At 44.6% G+C, this 26341-nt stretch carries 19 protein-coding genes, 2 tRNA genes and 3 pseudogenes; 15 read left to right on the top strand and 9 right to left on the bottom strand.

Annotated elements, in window-relative coordinates; translation table 11 throughout:
* Positions 1–12: 12 nt before the first annotated feature.
* Positions 13–1737 (top strand): SLC13 family permease, encoded by a 1725-nt coding sequence (locus ACX5J7_RS06535; protein ID WP_015066629.1) that lies wholly within the window; start codon positions 13–15, stop codon positions 1735–1737.
* Between the two features lie 254 nt (positions 1738–1991).
* Positions 1992–2696 carry a YIP1 family protein gene (locus ACX5J7_RS06530; RefSeq protein WP_278385777.1) on the top strand — a complete coding sequence of 235 codons (705 nt, stop codon included), beginning with the start codon at positions 1992–1994 and terminating at the stop codon, positions 2694–2696.
* 132 nt (positions 2697–2828) lie between these two features.
* Here ACX5J7_RS06530 and ACX5J7_RS06525 read toward each other — a convergent pair whose 3' ends face one another.
* The gene (locus ACX5J7_RS06525) at positions 2829–3722 is read right to left on the bottom strand and encodes a DUF3025 domain-containing protein (RefSeq protein ID WP_278385779.1); all 894 of its coding nucleotides are present in this window, start codon (positions 3720–3722) and stop codon (positions 2829–2831) included.
* 70 nt (positions 3723–3792) lie between these two features.
* Between ACX5J7_RS06525 and ACX5J7_RS06520 the strand changes: the two are divergent.
* A pseudogene (locus ACX5J7_RS06520) lies at positions 3793–5461 on the top strand (M28 family metallopeptidase).
* Between the two features lie 100 nt (positions 5462–5561).
* Here ACX5J7_RS06520 and ACX5J7_RS06515 read toward each other — a convergent pair.
* Positions 5562–6344: an RMD1 family protein gene (locus ACX5J7_RS06515; protein WP_278385783.1), complete on the bottom strand. Its 783-nt coding sequence runs from the start codon at positions 6342–6344 to the stop codon at positions 5562–5564.
* 352 nt (positions 6345–6696) lie between these two features.
* Here ACX5J7_RS06515 and asnB point away from each other — a divergent pair, with 352 nt between their 5' ends.
* A complete protein-coding gene (gene asnB, locus ACX5J7_RS06510; protein ID WP_012517823.1) occupies positions 6697–8367 on the top strand; it encodes an asparagine synthase B in 1671 nt (556 codons plus the stop codon).
* 57 nt (positions 8368–8424) lie between these two features.
* Here asnB and ACX5J7_RS06505 read toward each other — a convergent pair whose 3' ends face one another.
* Positions 8425–9345 carry a type 2 periplasmic-binding domain-containing protein gene (locus ACX5J7_RS06505; RefSeq protein WP_024015964.1) on the bottom strand — a complete coding sequence of 307 codons (921 nt, stop codon included), beginning with the start codon at positions 9343–9345 and terminating at the stop codon, positions 8425–8427.
* A complete protein-coding gene (gene queE / locus ACX5J7_RS06500; protein WP_012517821.1) occupies positions 9346–10020 on the bottom strand; it encodes a 7-carboxy-7-deazaguanine synthase QueE in 675 nt (224 codons plus the stop codon).
* A gap of 94 nt (positions 10021–10114) precedes the next feature.
* On the opposite strand from queE, the gene queC reads away from it, so the two are divergent.
* Positions 10115–10771 carry a 7-cyano-7-deazaguanine synthase QueC gene (gene queC / locus ACX5J7_RS06495; protein WP_020745594.1) on the top strand — a complete coding sequence of 219 codons (657 nt, stop codon included), beginning with the start codon at positions 10115–10117 and terminating at the stop codon, positions 10769–10771.
* 120 nt (positions 10772–10891) lie between these two features.
* Here the strand turns inward: queC and ACX5J7_RS06490 are convergent.
* From ACX5J7_RS06490 to ACX5J7_RS06480, 3 genes and pseudogenes are all read right to left on the bottom strand, one after another.
* Positions 10892–11817 (bottom strand): annotated as a pseudogene (locus tag ACX5J7_RS06490) (LysR family transcriptional regulator).
* 265 nt (positions 11818–12082) lie between these two features.
* A complete protein-coding gene (gene uvrB, locus ACX5J7_RS06485) occupies positions 12083–14098 on the bottom strand; it encodes an excinuclease ABC subunit UvrB (protein ID WP_012517818.1) in 2016 nt (671 codons plus the stop codon).
* Between the two features lie 107 nt (positions 14099–14205).
* On the bottom strand, positions 14206–15588 hold the full coding sequence (locus tag ACX5J7_RS06480) for an MATE family efflux transporter (RefSeq protein WP_012517817.1): 1383 nt from the start codon (positions 15586–15588) through the stop codon (positions 14206–14208).
* Positions 15589–16621: 1033 nt separating this feature from the next.
* Here ACX5J7_RS06480 and ACX5J7_RS06475 point away from each other — a divergent pair.
* From ACX5J7_RS06475 to ACX5J7_RS06430, 10 genes and pseudogenes are all read left to right on the top strand, one after another.
* A tRNA-Asn gene (locus ACX5J7_RS06475) sits at positions 16622–16698 on the top strand.
* A 27-nt stretch (positions 16699–16725) separates the two neighbouring features.
* Positions 16726–16801, top strand: a tRNA-Asn gene (locus ACX5J7_RS06470).
* A gap of 194 nt (positions 16802–16995) precedes the next feature.
* Positions 16996–17577, top strand: coding sequence for an electron transport complex subunit RsxA (gene rsxA, locus ACX5J7_RS06465; RefSeq protein ID WP_012517816.1), 582 nt, complete (start codon positions 16996–16998; stop codon positions 17575–17577).
* Complete coding sequence (gene rsxB / locus ACX5J7_RS06460; RefSeq protein WP_498706513.1) at positions 17577–18164, top strand: electron transport complex subunit RsxB; 588 nt, start codon at positions 17577–17579, stop codon at positions 18162–18164. Before rsxA ends, rsxB begins: the two co-directional genes overlap by 1 nt.
* 5 nt (positions 18165–18169) lie before the next feature.
* Positions 18170–20624 (top strand): annotated as a pseudogene (rsxC, locus tag ACX5J7_RS06455) (electron transport complex subunit RsxC).
* Entirely contained in the window at positions 20621–21709 is a 1089-nt protein-coding gene (gene rsxD / locus ACX5J7_RS06450; protein ID WP_012517813.1) for an electron transport complex subunit RsxD, read from the top strand. The pseudogene rsxC and the gene rsxD overlap by 4 nt, the downstream one beginning before the upstream one ends.
* On the top strand, positions 21706–22479 hold the full coding sequence (locus ACX5J7_RS06445) for an electron transport complex subunit G (protein ID WP_020743150.1): 774 nt from the start codon (positions 21706–21708) through the stop codon (positions 22477–22479). The genes rsxD and ACX5J7_RS06445 overlap by 4 nt, the downstream gene beginning before the upstream one ends.
* Positions 22480–22481: 2 nt before the next feature.
* Positions 22482–23174 carry an electron transport complex subunit E gene (locus tag ACX5J7_RS06440; protein WP_012517811.1) on the top strand — a complete coding sequence of 231 codons (693 nt, stop codon included), beginning with the start codon at positions 22482–22484 and terminating at the stop codon, positions 23172–23174.
* Between the two features lie 45 nt (positions 23175–23219).
* The gene (locus ACX5J7_RS06435) at positions 23220–23933 is read left to right on the top strand and encodes an endonuclease III domain-containing protein (RefSeq protein WP_012517810.1); all 714 of its coding nucleotides are present in this window, start codon (positions 23220–23222) and stop codon (positions 23931–23933) included.
* A 33-nt stretch (positions 23934–23966) separates the two neighbouring features.
* Positions 23967–25382, top strand: a complete 1416-nt coding sequence (locus tag ACX5J7_RS06430; protein WP_020745591.1) for a M20/M25/M40 family metallo-hydrolase — start codon at positions 23967–23969, stop codon at positions 25380–25382.
* A 283-nt stretch (positions 25383–25665) separates the two neighbouring features.
* Here ACX5J7_RS06430 and ACX5J7_RS06425 read toward each other — a convergent pair whose 3' ends face one another.
* Complete coding sequence (locus tag ACX5J7_RS06425) at positions 25666–25845, bottom strand: hypothetical protein (protein WP_041912846.1); 180 nt, start codon at positions 25843–25845, stop codon at positions 25666–25668.
* A gap of 138 nt (positions 25846–25983) precedes the next feature.
* Positions 25984–26196, bottom strand: a complete 213-nt coding sequence (cspE, locus tag ACX5J7_RS06420) for a transcription antiterminator/RNA stability regulator CspE (protein ID WP_012517807.1) — start codon at positions 26194–26196, stop codon at positions 25984–25986.
* Positions 26197–26341 lie beyond the last annotated feature (145 nt).

The following is a 26341-nucleotide window of genomic DNA, read 5'->3' as shown; positions in this document are numbered from 1 at the left end:
GACTGGAGCATTATGGATGTGACCCAGTTCATCGTACTGGCAATTTTTGCCGGTACGATATGCGCGCTGATTTTGACCCGTCAGCGCCCTTCTACTGTATTTTCAGGTGCAGTATTGGCTTTACTGGTTACCCAGCAGTTATCTCTTGATGACATCTTGCTAAATTTAACAAACAAGGGCCTTATCACCCTTGTTTTGTTGCTTTTAGTGAGTAGTGCTATTGATAAAACCGCTTTGATTAAGCGACTTGGTAGAAAGTTAGTTAGCGCTAATTTCACGCAGTCCTATTGGCGATTATTTTCGTTAACCTTTGTCTCTTCTGCGCTGTTAAATAACACCGCAATTGTGGCAAGTCTTATTGGTCCTATTAAACAGAACCAATATCACCCTGCATCACGATTACTCATTCCGCTTTCTTACGCCGCGATACTCGGTGGTACGGTTACCCTAATCGGGACTTCTACTAACCTTATCGTTGACAGTTTCTTACAAGAACACGGACACCCTGGTTTCAATTTCTTTGATTTCACCCTGTATGGCACCGTGGCCGGTCTTACCTGTGGCTTACTTATGTTTATGCTATTGCCTTTGCTGCCCAATATTGGCAACAAAAACAATAACTATCACGAGTATATGGTTGAAGCTGAAGTTGAACCCGGATCTGAGCTAATTGGCAAGACTGTTGAGCAGAACCACCTGCGAAACCTTCCTGAGCTCTTTCTAGTGGAAGTGGTACGCGATGGCAATTTAATCTCTCCCGTGGGCCCTGACCTGGTTATTTTAGAACGCGATAAACTGATCTTTTCTGGCAATGTACAAAAGCTCGATAACTTAAGCCATATTAAAGGGTTAAGTATGTTCGCTGAGTCAGACGGCGTGTTGCGCGAAAGTTTAACGGAGGTCGTTGTTGCCAACCGTGCGCAGGTTATTGGCCAAACCATTAAAAAACTTGGTTTTAGAGCACTGTTTGATGCCGCTGTAGTAGCCATTCGCCGCGATGGCGAGCAACTTTCTGGCAAATTAGGTGAGATAAAACTGCAGGCCGGTGACTTTTTGCTACTGGCAACGGGCCCCGATTTTGCCACCCGTCAAAATTTGAATAAAAACTTCTTTATTCTGTCAGAGCAAAAGATCGCTCGCCCGCTTACGAATAAACAGGAGTGGATCACACTCGGTGGCTTTCTTACTACTGTTTTATTGGCAGCTGCAAACGTTATCTCACTTGCCATTGGGCTGCTGTTCTTGGCCGCAGTACTTATTGGGGTAAGAGTAACGTCGAACGGCGAAATGAAGCGAAATCTACCGCTTAACCTCATTGTTGTCATTGTTGGAGCCTTAAGTTTAGCCACTGCTCTTGAAAACTCGGGCGTTATAATGACAATGACAGAGGCATTAATGCCTGTGCTGTCTGGTACCAACTGGTTTATTGCGCTTGTGATTATTTACTTAATTACGCTGTTGTTAACCGAGTTTGTTACCAATAATGCGGCAGCGGCCTTGATGTTCCCTTTTGCCTATGGCCTTGTGCAGATTATTGGCGCGCCTCTTATGCCATTTGCGTTGGCCGTCGCCTTTGCTGCTAGCGCGAGCTTTATATCGCCTTTCGGATATCAAACTAACCTGTTGGTTTATAATGCTGCCAACTACCGGTTTTCACATTTCATAAAAATAGGCCTGCCTATTTCCATTGTATACAGTTCTATCGTACTTACTTTATTGAATGTGACTTACCTTTAGTTGCGATAAATAAGAGGAGCCAAGGCTCCTCTTATTCGTTGTGCTTTTCTTGTAGGTACAATGAGTTACCTATTCCGTATCAACTATATTCACTTTCTCTTACAAAAAACCTCTCTAATCAGAATCTTGTGCTGTACAAGGTCTTTAGCCCTCAGTAATCTATATCGCTAAGATTATAAAACTAAACCTACAGCGTTATTGTTCAGCGATAGCGTCACACTGTGTTCGAGCAACAAAACTATAAGGAGCAAGGGATGCATAACGTATCGAACCCTTTCCAAGCGTGTAACGATATATTTTTTAAACCGAACGGCGTATTTAAGGCCGTGGGTGAACACAATAACTGGAGTTGGATGCCCTTTATTTTGATTATGGCTATTTCTCTGGTTTCTCAATATCTCTACGTTAACTTTGTTGATATTGAATGGTTTGCTGAAATGAACATTGCAGCGCAAGGTGACATGAGCCCGGCAGAAGAAGAGCAAATGAAAGCTTTCTTCACCAGAAGCGCGTTGCTTTGGTCATCGGTTATTGGTGCTTTCTTTATCCCTATTGTTATCAATGCCGTTTACGCTGTTTACGTAAACCTTGCGACCCGTTCTGACGACAGCCACGTATTTGGCTTTACAGACTGGTACGGCTTTGCATGGTGGTTATCTATGCCTTACGTATTAACCGGGTTAGTGGGGGTAGCGCTTTTGCTCTTTACCGGCGATCACCAAGTTGCACCTTCTATCTTGTCACCGGCTTCTTTAGGTTTTATTGCCAGTATTCCGATGGACTCTCCGTGGTATGCCTTCGGCCAAGCGGTAAGGTTAGAACTGTTCTGGGGAATTTACCTTGCAACGGTAGGTATTACTCAATGGACCTCGTTTTCTCTTAAAAAATCGGCGCTCATTGGCAGCGCGCCTTATTTAATTATCTACAGCATTTGGCTGCTAGCGCTGGCTGTCTTTTAAGGCACGTCTTTGCTAGTGATGCTGCGCTCTAGTCATTCTTTTGATACTAGAGCGCAATATGCCCTCGCGATTTGACGTTATGTAAATTTATAAATGGCGCTGCACTAAACCACAAAAATAAAAAGTCTTAAGCTAGGTCCACAGTGGCAGTTGTTTGGTAGGCTTACTTCCCGCTCTTAGTGGCCTAAAGTAGTCACTATTACTGTAGAATGTTTCATCTTGCTTATGGTGCCATGAAGGAACACCCAACAGCGGTAAAGGTTTCAGCAATGGTGCACACTCAAAGCAATCTAAATCTTTAATACGTGCGACCATAGCCTCGTCTAACTGCGCACGCTGCTGCCACCTATCGAGCTGACTAAAACCATAGGGCACAGACACTGCCAGCCACTTCCCCGTTAAACCGATAAAAGGGTTCAACATCATTTCTAAGTTTGCATGACCAAAAATAAAGGGGCTGACCTGTGTGTACCACATCTCTCGATTGGCAATAAACACTGTTTTCCACTCATGCTGAGCAAGGCGGTACAGAAACTCTTCGCGACTAGCCCGTGCCGACTGTTTCACAACGGGTAAGTCACTTCCTTTAGGTGATTCAACAGCAAGCACTACTCCGCATTCGTCAAAGTGAGTAATACGGTTTCGCCGCGCCGTTCTTGGGTTAACGCCATAGCGGTTAATATCGGCAACATGTAACTCATTGAGCAAAGATTTCGTTTTAGGAAATTGTAGCCAAATAAGTGCATTGAATAAGTCGTGCCAGCTACGTTCGCGGGTCGGAATGACTTTGTCTTCGCTAATAATTGTTTCGTAATAGCGTTGCTCGTCGTCTTTGAATAAGCGTTGACCTTTAAACGTCGGGCCTTGCCAACTTGCCTGATATTCGGCGACTTTTTCGTTAAGCAATTCAGGGGTAGGAAACTCACTGCATGTGAAGAGACCTAATTCGTCAAGAAGCGCATTAACAGGCATACTGGCGTGGTTTAACAGGTAGTCTTTACAGAAAGGGATCGCGTCTGATTGCATATCAACTATTGGTTCGCTTTGGGGTTTTCTCTATACTGGGACGGTATTGTAGAGCAAACAGAGACTAACAATGAAAAAAATGTTTTTGCCATTGCTTGTACCTACCCTTTTAGGTGTAAGTGCATGCACTCCTTCAAACGACAGCGCGTCACAAAACCCAACGGCTGAAAAAGCGCTATCAGCAGCCTCTAACTTCGACAGTGTTTATAACAGCATTTCAGATAGCGATATACGCGAACCGCTAAAAATACTTTCTTCAGATGAATTCGAAGGCCGCTTACCCACCACCGAAGGCGAAGAGAAAACCATCGACTATTTAGTCAGTGAGTTTACTAAAGCCGGGCTTAAACCAGGCAACGGAGACAGCTTTTTACAAAAAGTGGCACTAATGGAAATTACCGCCTCTCCAGACATGACCATGACGATTGGCGACAATAACTTTGTCTATAAAGAGGACATGGTTGCCTCGTCTAAGCGTGAGCAAGCGGCTGTGTCGCTAGAAGAGTCCGAGCTCGTTTTTGTAGGCTATGGCGTTAATGCGCCAGAGTACGACTGGAACGATTACGAAGGATTAGACGTTAAAGGCAAAACTGTGGTTATGCTAATTAATGACCCAGGCTTTGAAAATCCGGACAGCGGCAAATTCCAAGGCACCACCATGACCTATTACGGTCGCTGGAGCTACAAGTATGAGGAAGCAAGCCGTCAAGGTGCGGCTGGCGCCATTATTGTTCATGAAACGGCACCGGCCTCTTACGGCTGGTCGGTCGTCGCAAACAGCTGGAGCGGCCCACAATATGGCTTAGTCAGTGCGGATAAAGGTGCAAGCCGCGTTGCCGTTGAAGGCTGGCTGACGCTAGATGCGGCGAAAAAAGTGTTCGCAGATGCAGGCCTTTGATTTCGATACCGAAAAAGCCAACGCGATGAAAGGGCCTTACAACAAAGCGATGGACCTCAAAGCATCGGTAACGGTAAAAAACACCTTCAAAAAATCGGAAAGTAATAACGTTATTGCTACCCTACCCGGCGCTGAATTTCCTGATGAGCACATCATTTATACCGCGCACTGGGATCACTTAGGTAAAGATGGAAGCAAGGAAGGCGATCAGATTTATAACGGCGCGCACGATAATGCCACCGGTACTGCCGCTATGCTAGCTATGGCTAAGGCTTACTCAGCACTTTCACCAGCGCCAAAGCGCTCTGTTTCATTTTTGGTAGTAACAGCAGAAGAGCAAGGCCTGTTGGGTAGTAAGTTCTACGCAAGTAACCCTGTCATTCCGATTGAAAATACCGTAGCAAACATCAATATGGATGCCATGAATGTACTCGGTAAGACTAAAAACGTCGCGGTTGTGGGTATGGGTAAATCTGAAATGGAAGATTACCTTCAAGACGCTGCTGCGAAACAAGGCCGCACGTTAACGCAAGAAGACCGACCTGAAGCGGGTTATTACTATCGCTCTGATCACTTTAGCTTTGCCAAGCAGGGTGTACCCGCACTTTACGCAGAAGGCGGCAATGAACCGGCCGATGAAGAAACCGCCAAATACAGAAAGCGCATGAACGTTATCGTTACCGGTTGCTATCATCAGGTATGTGACCAATATCGCGATGACTGGGATTTAAGCGGTATCGTTCAAGATACACAGATGTTGTTTGACGTAGGTGTTAATGTAGCGAATGCAGACGCATGGCCAAAGTGGAACGAAGCGAGCGAGTTTCAGCGTCAAAACTAAACCTTTGATTAGAGCGGAAGGTTTATCAATGCCTAACGCTCGCTAAATAGGGCCTCAGATGAGGCCCTTTTCATTCGTTCGGCTTTATCCTGCCCTGATATCACATCAGTATGGCTTTAAGCTCCTCAGCACCAAACGTGGCAATTTCAAACGCGATCAAAATTATAATTATCCACTCTAAGAATGATGAGTGTTTGTGATTCAAGTCATCGGCTAGCATTTCAAATAATTCGTGAATAACGTCTAACTTATTAGATAACAATTCTACACGAGGCCGGATATCCAGATAACGGGATGTCATTGTATAGGCGAACTCGTAATCTGGGTACTCCCAGAAAAACTCAGGGGTATCTAACAAGCCGTAGTGTAAAAAGATATCACTTTTGGTACTAAACAAGTGACCACGAATTTTCGCTAATGCCCTTCTACTTAACTTTATTTTACCCGTTTCAGCTAAGGCTTTAGGTAAATGCGCATAGGACGCAATAGTTTCTTGCGCCTTTTCTTCATATTCATCGAGCTTTACAGACTGGGCCAGCGCATGACTGATAGAAAGCCTGAGCAAATCGTCGTTACTGGGTAATACAATCGTATCCCGCTGTAGCTTTAGCGTATCACCTTCAATGGCAAATCTTAGGTGCTCTTGATGCTCGCCACCTAGCACTGCATCATTTAGTTTAAGTCTGTGCAGAAGCGCGAGTTTTTCATCTTCATCTACGCCCCAAAACACAATCACCCCATAGTCAAAAAGCCACGCCTCCCCGCCAAATACATCAATTTGAACCGCATCTCGATATTGCGAGCCCAATGATGCAAATTGCTCTGCAGGCATATCGAAGTCAGGAATAATAAAAGCCGACATTCGGTCGTTAGAAATGTGCATACCCAAACCAATGAGATTAAAAACGGCAGAATTATGCGCTCAAAACTCGCAGGGGAATAGGGCTTTCATTCGTTAAAAAAACACTGGTGACGACACAATTATTTAATCTATCTCTTTTACATTTTTCCGCTGTATTAGGATAAAAATGTTAATAAAAGTCGGTTTTGAGATAAAAGTAATAAGAATTTCCATTTTCTCATCATATTGTACTTGCAATTTCCTGTCAGACTGGCACATTCAAGGCACGCGAAAAAAGAATAAAAACAATCCTTCGCTCACTCCTCGTACGCGAGTACCGACAGAAAAAACTTCAATTATTTTTTTCAACAAGTGAACAGAGAGAATCCGTTATATGTGTGGTATTTTCGGTATCCTTGATATCAAAACCGATGTGTCTGAACTCAGAACCCAAGCCCTCGATTTATCTAAACTTTTGCGCCACCGTGGCCCTGACTGGTCGGGTATCTGGAATAATGACAATACCATTCTTTGTCACGAAAGATTGGCGATTGTCGACGTAGATACAGGTGCGCAGCCTCTTATCAGCCAAAACGATAAGCAAATCCTTGCGGTTAACGGCGAGATTTATAACCACAAGCAACTTGCTGCTGACTTAGATGAGCCTTATCCGTTTAAAACCCGTTCAGATTGTGAAGTTATTCTTCCTCTTTTCCAGCAAAAAGGCGTGGATTTCATTGACGAACTAGAAGGTATGTTCGCCTTCATTCTTTACGACGAAGAGCAAGATGCCTACCTGATTGCCCGCGACCATATCGGAATTATTCCGCTCTATACCGGTTACGATGAGCACGGCAACTTCTACGTATCATCTGAAATGAAGGCGCTAGCAGGCGTGTGTAAAACGATTAGCGAATTCCCTCCTGGCCACTATCTGTGGAGCAAAGAAGGTAAAATCACTAAGTATTACAAGCGCGACTGGATGGAATACGACAACGTAAAAGACAACACCAGCGATTTAGACGAACTACGTGTAGCGTTTGAAAAAGCGGTGAAGTCTCATATGATGTCTGACGTGCCGTACGCTGTACTATTGTCTGGCGGCTTAGATTCATCTCTGGTATCCGCTGTTGCTGCACAGTACGTAGCAAAGCGTGTAGAAGATGAAGACAAAACTGATGCGTGGTGGCCTCGTTTACACAGCTTTGCGGTGGGTCTTGAAGGTGCGCCAGATTTAAAAGCGGCGAAGAAAGTGGCGGATATGATTGGTACCGTTCACCATGAAATCCATTTCACCATTCAAGAAGGTTTAGATGCCATCCGCGATGTTATCTTCCATCTAGAAACCTACGATACGACAACGATTCGTGCAGCTACTCCTATGTATCTAATGACCCGTAAGATTAAAGCGATGGGTATCAAAATGGTACTATCTGGGGAAGGCTCAGATGAAATCTTTGGCGGCTACCTGTATTTCCACAAAGCACCGAACGCAAAAGAGTTCCACGAAGAAACCGTACGTAAGCTAGATCGCCTCCACATGTTCGACTGTGCTCGTGCTAACAAAGCGACCTCAGCCTGGGGTGTAGAAGCGCGCGTTCCTTTCTTAGATAAGAACTTCATTGACGTCGCCATGCGCCTAAACCCACAAGACAAGATGTGTCTTGACGGCAAAATGGAGAAGTGGATCTTGCGTAAAGCATTTGATAACGGCGAGACACTTCCGGCGGAAGTATTGTGGCGTCAAAAAGAACAGTTTGGTGACGGTGTAGGCTACTCGTGGATTGACTCAATTCGCGATTTCGTGGAAAACGAAGTAACAGACCAACAGCTAGCAACGGCCGAATTCAGGTTCCCTGTTAATACGCCAGACACGAAGGAAGGTTACTACTACCGCACTATCTTCGAAGGGTACTTCCCTCAAGAAAGCGCAGCGCGTTGTGTGCCAGGTGGTAAGTCTATTGCGTGTAGTACCGCAGAAGCCCTTGAGTGGGACGAAAGCTTCAAGAACAATGCAGACCCTTCTGGTCGCTCAATGAAAGACGTTCACGCGGGCGAATCATAACGCTCCTAAGCGGTAAACATCTTCATAAAAAAACGCGGCAGTTGCCGCGTTTTTTATTTACTGATTTTTTACCTGATTCGGTCTATACCACAGTGACGAGTTTGTCAGCGGCGTTTCCAGTGGCAGTAAAGGGTTTTCTAAAGTGAAGATTTTTCTGTCCTTCACATTTAACGACGCTAGAATTGACGAGTAGGTTGAATTGAATAGCTCGTCAAAAGACCCGTCGTCTATCGCTCTATTCAGCCCTGTTTCTATCAAATTAGCCAAAGTTTTATTACTCGAACTAACAAAGTAGTACATCGCAGTGGGATAATACAACGCCATGGTGGGCTCAAGATGAAGGTTACTTCGACTTCGCCCTTCAGCATCGAGTTCAGCAGTCACTTCCATTACGGAACGTGGAAAAAAGTCTCCTTTGCCCTGCTTTATCATATCGTAGGCCTCACGAAATTCAGGAACCGTGAATACATTAAAACCATTCGCTTGCAGAATTTTCGTGTCGGGCCATTCTTCACCTTGAATAGGAGTCAACTTACGCATATCCGCAAGGGACAACACATCTGTAAATTTTGGCTTCTTGTTTTCGTTTATAACGAAAACACGCAAGCCGATAAGGCCTTTGGCAATAGGTATTCTAATTGGCGTAAGTTCTTTTTCACGTTGGCTGTCAGTCATGCTCCAAACAACGTTTACTTCTCTATTCTCGCGAAGTTGACGCATAGCTTTACCCGTAAGTAATATACGATCTGACGGGCGAAGTTCGTAGTTCACTCCGGTTTTATCAAGTGCGAGTTTCAGTAACGCTATAGGGTATTGGGCGCGCGCATCTGAATCGTCGATAGGCCGCGGATAAGTAATAGTCCACAAGGCTCCCTGTGCAGATGACACCATCAACAAAGAACATAACGCAAATGCAACGGTAGTTGCCTGCTTAAACACGTTGAAGCTGCGCCTTGCGTTAGGTTTTCTAAGAAACATTTATTCAATACCGATGTATTTGTGTGTTTGTAAAGATAGCCGCCAGTTACGCTCAATACAAGTACGAACGGCTAGCTCTGTTGCCCGCTTTTGTTGGCTAATAGGTTGTAAACAGACCTGTTTCCCTTTTAATGAAGACACATTAGCCAACAGTGCATCAAGCTCGTCGATATGCTTTTGCATGGCAATGGGGTGCTTAATTTCATTCGCTCTCTCAAGGGCGCTAATCAATACATCATAGCCCCCTTTCATATTAATTTTTGGCGAAACTGTGACATAAGTACGCTCGTCGCAAAGTATCTCAAAGGTCCCGCTGGTTTCTATCTGCGTGGTATAGCCCTTATCGTGCAATAGGGTAGTCAGTGGACGCAAGTCGTACATACAAGGTTCACCGCCGGTGATAACCACATGCTTAGCAACATACCCTTCATGGCCGAACTGTGTCAGCAAATCACTTTCATTAGAAATGAAATAGGTTTCCGATTCTTGCCCTTTGGTAATTACCGCTTCTGGCGTAACGCTTAAATCCGGCTTTATTTCCCACGTGTGTTTTGTATCACACCAGGGGCAACCTACGGGGCAACCTTGTAAGCGAACAAAAATAGAAGGAACACCTGTGTGAGCACCCTCTCCTTGGATAGTTTCAAACATCTCATTGATGTTTAATGTGGACATTACAGACAATTTGACACCCTTTAACGATTGTATGTTGGGATTTTACCAAGGATCACATAAAATTCGGGCATAATTTCTTAAATCTTCGAAAACTATGTCAGAAAACGTTGTTGTTATCTATTCAGGAGGCATGGACTCCTTCACAGTATTGCACAAAGCATTAAGAGCCGGAAAAAAAGTTCACGCCCTTAGTTTTGATTATGGCCAGCGCCATAAAAAAGAGCTCGATTACGCGGCCGCTGTGTGTACGGCTCTCGGTGTACCCCATAAAATTGTGGATATAAGTGCAATCAACACCTTAATTGGTGGCTCTGCGCTAACGTCAGACATCGACGTGCCCGAAGGGCATTACGAAGAACCAAGCATGAAGCAAACAGTTGTCCCTAATCGCAATATGATATTGCTTTCTCTTGCTGTTGGTTACGCCGTCAGTCTTGATGCCAACGAGGTCTATTACGGCGCCCACTCTGGCGATCATGCTATTTACCCTGACTGTCGCCCCGAGTTCGTGCACAAAATGAATGACGTATGCGGCATTGCGAACTATACCCCAGTGACTATTATGACCCCCTATATCAAAGACAGTAAAACCGCCATTTTGACTGACGGGTTGTCAATGGGACTTGATTACGGGCAAACGTGGACGTGCTACAACGGCAGAGAAAAAGCCTGTGGGAAGTGTGGTGCCTGTGAAGAGCGCTTAGAAGCCTTTAAAGATAACGGTGCAACCGACCCGCTTGAATACGAATAACTAGTAGTCACTTAGAACAAAAAACACCTCTTATTGCTAGCGCACTCACCCACGTGAGCAAAGCGTCGAATGAGAGGTGTTATCACCCACAACCTTACCTCTAGATAGGCAAGCTGAAATTTACTTTTGGCTCTCAGAGATAAAGTAACTTAACTCTTTAATGCAGTAGCGAAGCACTGGGTTTAATCGCGTGTTTTTGCCATTCATTACAAACAATTCGTGGCTGAAATTAAACAAACTTCCTTTAGCAATAGGCACTAGTCCTAACGCAGCGCCCTGCTCTTTTGCCATATAATCAGGTAACAACCCGATATATTCCCCTGTCATGATTGCGGACATGGCCGCATCGAAAGAGTCAGAAAATGTTTGTATCGATAATCGAGTTTCGTCTTCAATATAGTTAGCCGAAGAGAGCCCGGCAATACCAATCGCTGGGTAATCGCCTATTTTTACCCCTTCTGGCAAGTCTGTATCACGATATTTCGCCAGTGGATGGGTCGGTGCACAGTAAAGGCGCCCTTCAGTTTCAATACCTATTGGGTGGAAGGTCACTGATTCGGGTTTAACCATGTCATACGTTGAAACCACAAGGTGACATTCACCAGACAACGCCACATGTTCAACTTCATTATAGAGACGGGTTTGGATATTGACGTGAATATCATCAAACTTCTTCATGGTGCTTTTCACTGCTTTACTTACAGCAAGGTGCATTGATAGCGGAAGACCTGCCATTAACACAAGCGTTATATGGCCAGAATAATCATCGTGAAGCGACTTGAGATTGAATACAAAGTTATCGAAGGCATTGAAGATGCGTTTTGTTTCCTGAAAAACGACTTCACCTTCTTTGTCATCTGAAAGCCACCACGACCGCGATGACATAGCACCAAATCTAGACGCTCTTCCAGTTTCTTGATCGCTGCACTGATATTAGGGCGTTGCATGCGCAACACGGGTTCTGCCGCAGTAAATCCGTTGCAGCTCGCTACAGCGTAAAATACACGAAGTAGCTTTATATCTGACTCCTGAAGACGATTAAGCATATTAGCACCTGTTTATAGGTATAGTTATCGATACTCAATTTAGAACTATATGAAACTAATTGTGTTATTACAACGACATTTTGCGGCTTTTCGTCTCAATTTTATTAAAAAAGCTGATTATTATGCTACCGAAAATATTTTGTTTGTTAGGCATTTACCTTAGGGAAAAACTGAATTTAATACAGGGTAAAAGGTAGTGCTGATGTGGGTTATCCGTTTATATACGGATAGCCCACATACAGGGCGATACTATTATTTTAAGCGTTTAGGAGAGCGCGACAACTTGCTTGCGTAGTGCTTCAATATCGTCGCGTAGCGATGCAGCCTTTTCAAACTCTAACTCGCGGGCATATTCGAACATTTGCTTTTCAAGTTCGGTAATTTGATCCATCAACTCAGTCGCACTCGCTGCTTTTTGTTTACTCTTCTTCTCTTCAACTTTTCTAAGCCTTACCTTACCTGATGCAGGATGCGCACTTTCCCCTAAATCCATGATATCGGTAATAGGTTTATTAAGTCGCATGGGGGTAATGTTATTTGCTTCGTTGTGAGCCATTTGCTTTTCACGACGACGTTCGGTTTCGTCCATCGCTTTTTTCATCGACTTGGTAATCGTGTCTGCATACAGTATGGCACGACCGTTTATGTGTCGCGCGGCACGACCTATGGTTTGAATAAGCGAGCGCTCTGCACGCAAAAAGCCTTCTTTGTCTGCATCTAAAATAGCAACCAATGATACCTCGGGCATGTCCAAACCTTCACGCAACAGGTTAATCCCCACCAACACATCGAATTTACCTAAGCGTAAATCGCGAATGATCTCGATACGTTCAACGGTATCTATATCCGAGTGCAGATAACGCACTTTAACGCCGTGTTCATTTAAATATTCACTTAAATCTTCGGCCATGCGCTTAGTGAGCGTAGTGATGAGTACCCGTTCATCTAGCTCAACACGTTTTTTAATTTCAGACAGTACATCGTCAACTTGCGTAGCAACGGGGCGAACTTCAATAATGGGGTCGAGTAAACCTGTTGGGCGCACGACCTGCTCGACAATCTCGCCCTCTGTTTTCCTTAGTTCGTAATCACCCGGTGTCGCCGACACATAAATCGTTTGAGGGCAAATTTGCTCAAACTCTTCAAACTTTAACGGCCTATTATCTAGGGCAGACGGCAGTCGAAACCCAAACTCCACTAGCGTTTCTTTTCTCGACCGGTCACCTCGATACATAGCACCGACTTGAGAAACCGTAACGTGAGACTCGTCGATAAACATCAAACCATCAGCCGGAAAATAGTCCAATAATGTAGGTGGCGGCTCGCCCGGAGCGCGGCCAGAAAGATAACGAGAATAGTTTTCTATGCCCGAGCAGTAGCCTAGTTCCATCATCATCTCGATATCGAACTGAGTTCGCTGAGAAATGCGCTGCTCTTCAATAAGTTTATTTGCCTCTTGAAGCTGCTTTTTGCGCCCTCCGAGTTCATCCTTAATATGCTCAATGGCATTTAATATTTTTTCTCGTGGTGTTACGTAGTGAGTTTTCGGAAAAACGGTGGCGCGGATCACTGACTTATCTACCGCCCCAGTTAAAGGGTCGAATAAACTAATCTTATCAATTTCGTCGTCAAACAATTCCACCCTTACCGCTTGCTTCTCTGAGTCAGCGGGGAAGATATCTATCACATCGCCTCGAACTCGAAACGTGCCTCGCTCAAAGGCTAAATCGTTGCGTTTGTACTGTAACTCTGCAAGGCGACGTAAGATATCACGCTGGTCCATGGTGTCGCCCTGACGTAGGTGCAACAACATTTTCATGTAAGATTCAGGGTCGCCCAAACCATAAATGGCAGACACACTTGCCACAATAACAACGTCTCTGCGCTCCATCAGCGCTTTGGTGGCCGATAGTCGCATTTGTTCAATGTGGTCATTAATAGACGCGTCTTTCTCTATAAAGGTATCTGTACTTGGTACATAAGCTTCGGGCTGGTAATAGTCATAGTAAGAAACAAAGTACTCTACCGCATTATTAGGAAAGAATTCCTTCATTTCTCCATATAGCTGTGCTGCCAGGGTTTTGTTGTGCGCAAGAATAAGCGTGGGGCGCTGAACTTCTTTAATAACATTCGCCATGGTGAAGGTTTTACCCGACCCCGTCACCCCCAAGAGTGTTTGACCCGCCAACCCGCTTTCTAAACCGTCCACTAAAGCTTCTATCGCCTTAGGCTGGTCGCCCGCTGGCTTGTATTTCGAATGAAGCTCAAACCCTCTACTCATTTATATAACCTTTTATATAGCTTATTGACTAACCTAGCATTCAATTGATTGTGCAAGTCTACTGAACTGACTTTGCACTACGCTTTGCATTTCACTGTCACACTGCGTTATTGCTCACTGACAGGTGACGTATCGTTCTCAAAGTCAGCGATAGCGCGTTTAAAGACAAACAAAGAAACACATGCCATTGCAACATTGGCAATGACCGTACCTGCGAATAATCCCTTAAGTTCAAAGAAAAAGCTTCCGGCAACACTGATGGGTACGAAGAAAACAAATAAGCGGATGACACTTAATGTGAGCGCTGTCATAGGACGGTGCATCGCATTTAACGATGAATTAGTGAGGATAATAATACCCTGCATGCCATATCCAAGCGGCACTATCATTAAAAACAGTTGTATCAGCACACTCACTTCAACTTCGTTTGCAAACGCTACCGCAATCCAGCTAGAGAGCCCCCACATAACGAGAAAAATAAGAAATTGCCAAATCAGCACGAACTTTAACGTCAGTGAATAGGCTTCCTTAACCCGACTGACTTGCCCAGCGCCCACGTTTTGACTAATAAAGGGCGGGAGCGTCATAGACAGTGCTAACACGACAATACTGGCAATGGACTCCATTCGGTTACCCACTCCCCACGCGGCGACGGCTTCGGCGCCGTAGCTTGCGACTACCGCAGTCATGATTCCGCCGGCAACCGGAGTTAGCATATTTGCCCCAGCGGCAGGTAAACCTATTTTAAGGATCTCGCGGCTACTTTCGCGCAATTCACTAAGCGAGAGTAGTCGAGGCAGCATTAACTTCCGGCGCACTGCCAATATGTATAGAATCCATAAAGCACCCACTATCCATGCAATAAAGGTTGCTAATGCGGCCCCTTTTATTCCCATCGCAGGAACAGGGCCGAGCCCAAAAATAAAAATAGGGTCTAGCAATGCATTCAACCCACCTCCTGCCGCCATCACTATACTAGGCGTGCGCGTATCACCACACGCGCGCAGCACGCTGTTTCCTACCATGGGCATTGCCAAAAAAATGCTCGATAAATACCAAAGCCCCATATAATCAAAGATATAAGGCATCAAGTTCTCTGTTGCATTGAGCATTTTGAACACAGGCTCTATGGTAAAAAAACCAATTAGCGCCAATGCGCCTACCAATAAAACAGACAGCATTATCGAGCCTGTGGCATAGTGCTGTGACTTGGTGAGCGCTTTGCTGCCTTGTAGTTTACCTATAATGGCAGACGTACCAATACCTAGCCCTATGTTCAGGCTTATAACGGTAAACGTAACAGGAAAGGTAAAACTAATTGCGGCTAGTGGGTCGGTACCCAACAAACTTACAAAGAAAGTATCGATAAGCCCAAAGCTCATCATCATAACCATCCCCAATATCATTGGAATGGTTATACGCTTTAACGTAGCACCAATTTCTCCTTCCAATAAGTCGGAAGTACGTTGTTTAGCGTTACTTTTTATCACTTGAGCTCCGGCAAACTAAAAATCCCCTTATTTATAGCGCGCTAGTGTAAAAGAGTAAGGTGTATTTAGCTATGCGTATTCGATAAACAAAACATTGCGTGAGAGGGCTGAGAATAGGCCTCTTCTTTTAAAAAAAGTACATGAACCCTTGTTATTTTTCGAAACCCAGTGAAAACTGTACTTTATCAACGTTTACAGTTTTATATGCCCTTACTCACATCACCGCTTTTTGATGACAGTTTGGTTTCCGTTACGTTTCAGTTTATATACAAACAGTGAAGCCACTAAATAATTACCCACTTGCATATTATGCGCTATTTAAATAGTGTCAGTAATCGTAAACAAAACCAGCATCAGCGTTAAAAAATTGTAAAACATTGAGAAATATAGTGGATTACCTTGAATAGCATTTAGGCATTCGTTGAATTAACACACAAGCTACTTTTTGTTCAAGAGATCTTATTCGATCACCAAATACGATCCAAGAAAACAACTTAACGCTATGTTATAAAAGATAAAAGTTATTAAACTTACGACTTAAGACTAAGATCACTCTACCCCCGATCTCGCCATGCAACTCGTTAAATCTAAGCTATCAACATAGTTATCCACAGATTTAGTGGATAACTAACGCCAGACCATATTCGGCGGGATTTCGTGCTCGTTTAAATTCTCAGCACGTAAGTGATGACTAACCTTTTAGTCCTCAGGTACAGGTTACAGATTTATTAAACACTGTACATAATAACAGTGTGAAAGATATTTTTTATTCTATTTAGTTATAGAAAATAGGTTTAAAGAGATATCGTTACCAATAAGAAGATTATAGACAACGTATAACGTAAACATCCTCATCACACCGGTGTTTGACTAATAATGCACACTAATTAACCATTACTTTCGTCTCATTGATGACAAATTAAACACAAAAGCCCTAAAAAGCTATTTTTTGCGCAGTCAGTACAAATATTTCATTTATATTGTTGACAGTTCCTAAGTACGTCTTTAATATTCGCCTCCGTTGAAGCACAGGTCCCCCTTAGCTCAGTTGGTTAGAGCGACGGACTGTTAATCCGCAGGTCCCCCGTTCGAGTCGGGGAGGGGGAGCCAACTTCAGCAAACAACTTAGGTGTCGATTCCCCCTTAGCTCAGTTGGTTAGAGCGACGGACTGTTAATCCGCAGGTCCCCCGTTCGAGTCGGGGAGGGGAGCCACTTAGTTGGCTCTTAAATCGCCTCACCCTCATCATTCTATTTTAATTCCTAAAACAGCGCGTTTAGACATTAAATAACCCTAATTCAATCAAGTTGTTAAACCCGTTCTAAAAAGGGATAATAGACGCAATCTGTTTTTCTTTTTAAATCACGGGCGATGTCCGTCAAAATTCCTCGAAGGAATAGCGATATTCATGACTGAATTTTTACTGCTATTGATTGGTACAGTACTGGTTAACAACTTTGTGTTGGTTAAGTTTCTTGGCCTTTGCCCATTTATGGGTGTTTCAGGCAAATTAGAGACCGCTATGGGTATGTCTATGGCAACCACTTTTGTGCTTACCCTTGCCTCTGCGTCAAGCTATCTAGTTGAAACCTATTTGCTGGCCCCATTAGGTATTGGCTACTTAAGAACCCTTGCTTTTATCCTGGTTATCGCGGTGGTTGTACAATTTACAGAAATGGTGGTGCATAAAACCAGCCCTACCTTATATAGACTGCTAGGCATTTTTCTTCCCCTTATTACTACAAACTGTGCCGTGCTCGGTGTCGCATTACTAAACCTCACTGAGCAACACAACTTTATGCAAAGTCTTATATACGGTTTCGGTGCAGCGGTTGGCTTTTCCCTTGTGTTGGTTTTATTTGCAGCCATGCGCGAACGTTTAGCGGCGGCCGACGTACCAGTGGCTTTTAAAGGAGCATCCATTGCGATGATTACCGCCGGTCTCATGTCTCTTGCATTCATGGGCTTTAGCGGGTTGGTGAAAGTGTAATGACGATATCTACTGCTATTATTTTTGCCGTTATCGCTATCGGGGCACTTGCCCTGATTTTCGGCCTTGTTTTAGGCTACGCCAGCATTCGCTTTAAAGTAGAAGGTGATCCGCTTGTAGAGCAAATAGACGCGGTGCTTCCACAAACCCAATGTGGCCAGTGCGGTTACCCATACCCAGGGTGTAAACCTTATGCAGAAGCTATTGCTGAGGGTGATGATATAAATAAGTGCCCTCCAGGCGGTGAAAGCACTATTAAAAAGCTTGCTGATTTAATGGGCGTAGAGCCTAAACCGCTTGATGCCGCTCACGGCGAGGAAGACGTAAAAAAAGTGGCGTTTATCCGCGAAGATGAATGTATTGGATGCACTAAGTGTATTCAAGCATGCCCGGTAGATGCCATCCTAGGTGCTGCAAAACATATGCATACCGTGATAACTGATGAATGTACCGGGTGTGATTTATGCGTCGACCCCTGCCCTGTTGACTGTATTGACATGGTACCTATTACCCAAACAACTTCTACGTGGAAGTGGGACTTCTCTTCATCTCCAAAGGGTGATATCCCCATAAAAATGGTGTCGTAATTGTGATGTACCCCAGTTTTGATTCAATTATAGAAACCCTCAATGCGGGAAAGACGTTCTCGTTCCCAGGTGGCGTGCACCCAGACGATAAGAAGTCGCTTTCTAATACATCTGTTATTAAAAAACCCTCCATGCCCGAGCTGTTGGTGGTTCCTCTTAGGCAGCACATAGGCTCAGATGGCATATGTTGCGTTCAGGTTGGTGATACCGTATTAAAAGGGCAGGTGTTATCCCAGAGTTCATCGCCATTCTCAGTCCCTGTACACGCGCCTACTTCAGGTGAAATTGTCGCTATTGCGCCTCATGTGGTAGCCCACCCAAGTGGCCTGACAGAAATGTGTATTTCGATACGTCCAGACGGTAAAGATACGTGGTGCGAGCTGTCTCCTATTGCTAATTACAGCGACGTTCATAGTAATGAGCTGATAGAAGCCATTTGCCAGGCGGGCATTTCGGGCATGGGAGGCGCGGGCTTCCCCACTCATATAAAAACATCAACATCTAAGCCTGTTGAGTTCCTTATATTAAATGGCATTGAGTGTGAGCCCTATATCACTTCTGATGATCGCCTGATGCGTGAGCATGCGTGGCAAATACGCCAAGGGCTAGACATTCTTACACATCTTATTGGCCCTAAAGCCATCATAGTGGCTGTCGAGGACAACAAACCAGAAGCGTTTGAAGCGTTGAGTATTGCCTGCCAAGATAAAAAAGAATACCGCGTAGTAAACGTTGAAACCAAATACCCTGCTGGCGGAGAAAAGCAGCTTATTCAAGTTATTACGGGTCGCGAAGTGCCAAGAAACGGCCTACCTGCAGATATCGGCGTCATGATGTTTAATGTAGGTACTTGCTTTGCAATTGCAGATGCAATCCTGCATGGCAAACCGCTCATAGAACGCATTGTGACCGTTACCGGTGAAGCGGTTGAATCTCCCAGTAACTTTAGAGCGTTAATCGGTACGCCGGTTTCACATTTGTTAGATGAAGCTAAGTACAACCCGAAAAAACAAAAAAAAACCAAAAGTCGTCATGGGTGGCCCTATGATGGGCTTTACGCTATCTGACGCCACTATTCCAGTAATAAAAACCACTAACTGTTTATTAGTTCCTGCAAAAAAAGAGTTAGTAGACGACAATGCCGAGCGACCGTGTATACGTTGTAGCGCTTGCGCTGATGCCTGCCCGGCTTCGCTCTTGCCCCAACAAATGTTTTGGCATGCCAAAGCGAAAGAATACGACAAAGCCGAAGAGTATGACCTTTTCGACTGTATTGAATGCGGGGCATGTGCGTACGTTTGCCCAAGTGAAATACCGCTAGTGCATTATTATCGTCAAGCTAAAGCTGAAATACGTTTGCAGCGCGATGAAAAGAATAAAGCAGAGAAAGCAAAGCAGCGCTTTGAAGCGCGTAAAGAGCGGTTAGATCGAGAAAAGCGCGAGCGTGAAGAGAAGCATAGGAAAGCCAAAGAAGCGCGATTGGCGGCGAATAAAGCAAAAGAGCAAAGCGCGGCATCAGTAGATAATACTAATAGCGCCAATGAGGGTGCCTCACAAGCAAAAGACAAGGTCGCCGCCGCCTTAGCCCGCGCTAAAGCGAAAAAAGCGGCTATGCAAACCAGTGCTAATGGCGAGTCGCACGTACAGCCTCAGCGCGATGATGTTAATGAAACCTCTACATCACTTGAGAATACGCCATCACCAGACGATAAAAAGGCCCAGGTCGCTGCCGCCATAGCGAGAGCAAAAGCAAAGAAGGCCGCTCAAGCAGGTCAATCAAGCCAGTCGTCACAAAATGAACAGCCAGCAACTGAGGTAGGCGCACAATCCGCTGCTGATGAAAAGAAAGCGCGAATTGCTGCTGCCGTAGCGAAAGTTAAAGCGAAAAAGGCAGAACAAAATACTGAAGACAGCGAAGAGCCGGCCTCGCAGGTCGATGAAAAGCCAGCATTGAACCCAGCTGACGAAAAGAAAGCCCGCATTGCGGCTGCTGTTGCGAAAGCGAAGGCCAAAAAAGCGGCACAAAATGCAGAAGAAACAACGAAAGAACCTGCGCCACCTGCCAATCAGGCTGACGAGAAAAAAGCACGCATTGCGGCTGCCGTAGCGAAAGCGAAAGCCAAAAAAGCGGCACAAAATGCAGAAGAAGCAACGGAAAAATCTGCGCCACCTGTAAATCAGGCTGACGAGAAAAAAGCACGCATTGCGGCTGCCGTAGCGAAAGCCAAAGCCAAAAAAGCGGCACAAAATACTGAGGTCGAGCCTGAAGACGCTTCATTGAAAGATGCGTCACCCCACGTTGGTTCATCTGATTCACAGGCACCAGACACATCAAGGGCTGAACCAGCGCAAGAACAACAGCACGATGAAAAAGATGAAAAAAAAGCGCGAATTGCTGCCGCTATTGCTAAAGCGAAAGCGAAAAAAGCTGCCGCTGACAAAGAGAAAGAATCACAATGAAGTTAAGTTTATCGAGCTCACCACACCAAAGGGTTAGACGCGATACCGGTCAAGTCATGCGCATGGTGATATACGCCATGCTACCAGGCATGATTGCGCAATCCTTCTTCTTCGGCTGGGGCATGCTGATACAAGCATTTATTGCTGTAGTGAGCGCATTATTAATCGAGGGCGTTATATTATTTTTAAGAAAACGTCCTATTGAGCGCACGCTAACAGATTACAGCGCAGTATTAACTGGGCTACTAATAGCCATCAGTATCCCACCCACCCTGCCTTGGTGGATGACGGTAACTGGCGTATTCTTTGCCATCGCTGTGGCTAAGCAAGTTTATGGCGGACTCGGGTTTAATATTTTTAACCCTGCAATGATTGCTTACGTCGTCTTACTCATTTCTTTCCCAGCCGCTATGAGTTTATGGCTGCCACCGGCGACACATGCGGGCATAACGCCAAGCTTCCTCGATTCGGTATCGCTTATTTTCACCGGTTTTACCACCAGCGGCTACGATGTTACTCAGCTTAAAACCATCGCAGATGGGGTTACGATGGCGACGCCGCTAGACACATTAAAGACAGATTTAACACAAGGCGTTACCTATACAGAGTCATTGAGCAAGCCAATTTTTAACGGCGGATTTTTTGACGCTGCTGGCGCAGGATGGGGAATCGTTAGCATTGCCTATCTATTAGGTGGACTGTATTTATGGAAAACCCGCGTAATTAGCTGGCATATTCCAGGCGGCATGCTTATAAGCGTAGCTGTGTGCGCATCATTACTTCATTTAGTTAACGCCGATTACTATGCCTCGCCCTTGTTTCATTTATTCAATGGCGCAGTGATGGTTGGTGCATTTTTTATTGCAACCGACCCTGTATCAGCATCGACTACACCGAAAGGCAGAATCATCTTTGGAGCCGCCATTGGTTTTTGGGTTGTGATTATTCGTACTTTTGGCGGGTATCCCGACGCTGTGGCCTTTGCGGTTATTATTATGAATATGGCCGTACCTCTTATCGATTATTACACCCGCCCGCGGGTATACGGGAAAAATGTAAGCAAAGGTCGAGGTAAGCCGCAATGATGAAAGAAAGCTTAACCAAAAACGGCCTGATGTTAGGCGCATTTGCCGTGGTTACCACGGCGCTGATTGCGCTAACGTTTTATGGCACCAGCGATAAGATAGAACAGCAAAAGCAGCAAAAACTGCTAAGCGTATTAAACGAAGTCGTTCCCAGTGAGTTTCACGATAACGCCTTATATGCAAATTGTACCCAAGTGAATGCCGTTGAATTAGGTGGCAAAAAAAGTCATAAGGTTTATCGCGCTACGTTAAATGGCAGCCCCAGCGCCTTAGTGCTTGAAGCTACAGCGCCCGATGGCTACAGCGGTGATATCGATATTGTTGTGGGGGTGAATGTTAAGGCCACCGCTTTTTCAGCTGCGAAAAACAGCGATGACGTTACCGCAATTGACAACACGAGTAGTGTGAACGCTGAGATGACTGTACTTGGCGTAAGGGTTATTGAGCACAAAGAAACCCCAGGGTTGGGCGATAAAATTGAGCTTGCGGTAAGTAACTGGATTACTTCGTTTAACGGTAAATCCTTTTCAAAAGACAATTTAGCCCCGTGGCAAGTTAAAAAAGACGGCGGTGAGTTTGATCAATTCACCGGTGCAACCATTACTCCAAGAGCAGTGGTGGGTGCTGTGCGTGAAGCATTGCTTTATGCACACACGAATAAGTCGGCCTTATTCTCCGCGCCAAATACTTGTGAAAGCAAAGATAACGTTAACACAACCGAACCTACTGATATTAACGAGGCGCACCCTCAACGTGTAGAGGAGCTTTAAACGTGACTGATTTTCGCGATTTATCACTACAGGGGCTTTGGAAAAACAACCCTGCCCTCGTTCAGTTATTAGGTCTATGCCCCTTATTAGCGGTTACGGCTACGTTTATCAATGGCTTAGGGTTAGGCCTTGCCACTATGCTGGTTTTAATTGGCAGCAACGTAACGGTATCGTTAGTGCGAAACGTGGTACGAAATGAAATTCGTATTCCCGTTTTCGTGATGATCATAGCTGCGTTTGTCACTATTGTTCAGTTGTTAATGAACGCGTTCACCTACGAACTTTACCTGGCATTAGGTATATTCATCCCTTTGATTGTGACTAACTGTGCCATTATAGGTCGGGCAGAAGCGTTCGCCTCAAAAAATGGCCCGCTTGCATCGGCGTATGACGGTCTAATGATGGGGCTAGGCTTTACCGCAGTACTGGTTATTCTCGGCGGCATGCGCGAAATATTGGGCGCTGGCACACTGTTAACTGGCGCAGATCGTTTATTTGGCCCGATTGCTGAAAACTGGACCATTGTGCTATTTAATACAGAAAATCCATTCTTACTTGCCGTATTACCCCCTGGCGCCTTTTTAGGCATGGGCCTGTTAATTGCAATAAAAAATAGTATCGATGCCAAAATAGCGGCGCAGCAGACTGCCCCGACAGAAAAAGCAGCGCGTGTTCGGGTTACAGCGGAAAGCTAACTAGCTCGTGTTGATAAAGCAAGAACAAAGTAAGAGACAGCATTAATGACTGACGTAGTGAAGCCCATTTCTAAGCAAGAAAAAGTACGTGAAATCATGCGTATTCTGGATGAACTCTATCCAGAAGTTCCAATTTTTCTCGATCATAAAGATCCTTATACCCTGCTTATTGCCGTGCTTTTATCCGCTCAATGTACCGATGAACGCGTAAACCAAATTACACCAAAGCTATTTGCTCGCGCAGATAATCCTTACGATATGGTGATGATGACTATTGAAGAAATTCAAGACATTATTCGCCCTTGTGGTTTATCGCCGATGAAATCTAAAGGCATCTGGCATCTGTCTGATATGATAATCAAGCAGCATAATGGTGAAGTTCCCGCCAGTTTTGAAGCGCTAGAAGCCATGCCTGCGGTGGGCCACAAAACCGCTGCGGTAGTTATGTCTCAAGGCTTTGGCATCCCAGCATTTCCTGTAGATACCCATATCCATCGCCTAATGTATCGTTGGGGGCTGTCAAACGGAAAAAGTGTAGAGCAAACCGAGCGAGACGCGAAACGCTTGTTCCCAAAAGAAAGATGGAACGACCTCCATCTCCAAATAATCCTGTATGGAAGAGAGTACTGCCCTGCTCGCGGTTTCGATCTAAATAAATGTATTATTACGCGCGAATTCGGCAGAAAGCGTTTTATAAACGAAGTGCTAAAAGAACAAGAAAAAAAGCAAAAAATAGCGCTTAAGAAAAAGCGAAAATAATTTAGAAATATAAAAATAGACCACGGAGAACACATGTCTCGATTAAATACTATCGCTAAACGTTTAGCGGTTGGTGCCTTAGTAAGTGCATGCAGTTTAGGCGTATTTGCTGAAACCTCGCCAATTACGCCGCAGCAAAAGAAAAATGCTGAAACACTTATACAAAAGGCACTTAATAGTGACTTAGGCTATAGCATTGTAGAGTCGCTAACTACTGAGATTGGTCCTCGTTTAGGTGGCTCTGAAGCGGAAAAACGCGCTAGAGAGTGGGGTGTAGAAGTTGGTAAACGTTTAGGTTTTGATAAAGTCAGTATAGAAGAATTCACTATGCCCTTTTGGGATAGAGGTCATTTACACATTGCGCTTACCGCTCCCTATGCACAACCCCTTTATGGCACAGCATTAGGTGGTGCCGCGCCATCTGAAAGTGAAATTAATGCTGATATTGTTTACTTTAGAGACATTCATGCGTTAACTGCGGTTAAAGACGGCGCACTTAACGGTAAGATCGCGTTTATAGATGGCGATGCCATGGTGAAAAGTCAAACTGGCGCGGGCTACGGACAAGCAAATCAGCGTCGACGCATCGGCTGGCAGCATGCCCAGCGCGGTGGTGCTGAGGCGTTAGTGGTACGTTCGGTAGGTTCAGATTCACACCGTTTTCCTCATTCAGGCATGATGAGTTCAGACGGTGATAGCTGGGCCGATATTCCAGTGGTAGCAATTTCAAACCCAGATGCTGATCACCTGCGCCGCCTACACAACTTAGGTAAACCATTGTCTCTGTCACTACATTCTGAATCAAAGTGGAAAGGCGAAGTAAGCAGCGGCAACGTAATTTTAGATCTAGTGGGCAGTGAAAAGCCTGAAGAGATCGTACTTATAGGCGGCCACTTAGACAGCTGGGACTTGGGTACAGGTGCGGTTGATGACGGTGCAGGCATAGCCATAACTACCGCGGCGGCAGCGTTAATCGCTTCTTTACCTGAGCGCCCAAAGCGCACTATTCGCGTGGTTATGTTTGGCGCAGAGGAAGTCGGTTTATTAGGTGCTTTTGCTTATGCAAAGCAGCATGAGAAAAATCTAAGCAATCACGTTTTGGCGACTGAATCTGATTTTGGCGCGCAAACTATTTGGCAACTTGTGTCTAATGTTAACCCTGAAGCTACGGTGTTGGTCGATGAAATCGCCAAAATCTTATCACCACTGGGCATAATTCGCGGTGGTTCAGACGTCGCTGGTGGCGGCCCTGATATCATTCCACTGGCAGCTAAAGGCGTACCCACTATTAGACTAAATCAAAACGGTAGAGATTACTTCGATTTGCACCACACGCCAGATGATACCCTCGACAAAATTAACCCGGATGAACTTGCACAGAATATTGCGGCTTATGCAGCTAGTATCTATTTACTTGCAGATTCAGACGTAAAGTTAAAAACCAAATAGTGGTTCGTCGCTATACGTTGTTTTAACAAGAGACGCTATTTTTCGGTCAGCATGCTAATCGGTGTGCTGACCTAAGCGTTTTAACCCACGACTTTTTCTTATTTATGTTTGTTGCTTGAACGCACTAAGCTTTTTCCAATGGGCTTTAAAAACGTATTTTTACCGCCACTGCCAACAGCATTAAGAATAATCTGACAATGCGACTAGGAGCGAAGATTATTGCTCTTATATAAGCGCGTGATAATTGATAATTTTTCCACTCAAATACAAGGCTGACGGACGTTTAAGATGCTTGAACTAACTCGTCAACAAATCGCCTAACTTCTTCACGCGATGACAAGACTACGTGTCGATAAGTATTTGCTTGTTTAAAGGCAACGGTGGTTTTATTTGTGGAGATATTTGAAATTAACGCAGGAGGTATTGCGTCAATGGTGGTAGAAATAGAATTTTGAAATTGCATATTAAGTACTTCTTTTTTGATATTGTTTGTTTTGAATTCCTCGCAGGTTGTGTTAAGAAATTTTAAAACGAAAATTAGGCCCTTTAACATCGCTTAGCGATAAAAAGAGCCCATCTTTATTAGATAAGCTTTATGGTCTTATCGAACAACTACGTTAGCAGCTTGTGGACCTTTTTGGCCTTGTTCAACTTCAAAGCTAACTTCTTGGCCTTCAGCAAGAGTTTTGAAACCGTCAGAAGCAATTGAACGGAAGTGTACGAATACATCTTTGCCGCCAGCTTCAGGTGTTAGGAAACCAAAACCTTTTTCTTCGTTGAACCATTTAACTGTGCCGTTTACTGAATTAGACATAATAAAAACCTTTTTTAAAAAAATTGATGTTGTGGTGAAAGTCACCGAATAGCAATAGACATAACCAAGCTAGTAAAGCAGTTGTATATCTAAATAGAACTTCAATTTGAAGGAATAAAGAAAGGTACAGCGCAGTATTAGGTAA

It is taken from the genome of Alteromonas infernus (assembly GCF_902705815.1).
This window is presented reverse-complemented; position numbering and strand designations above follow the sequence as displayed.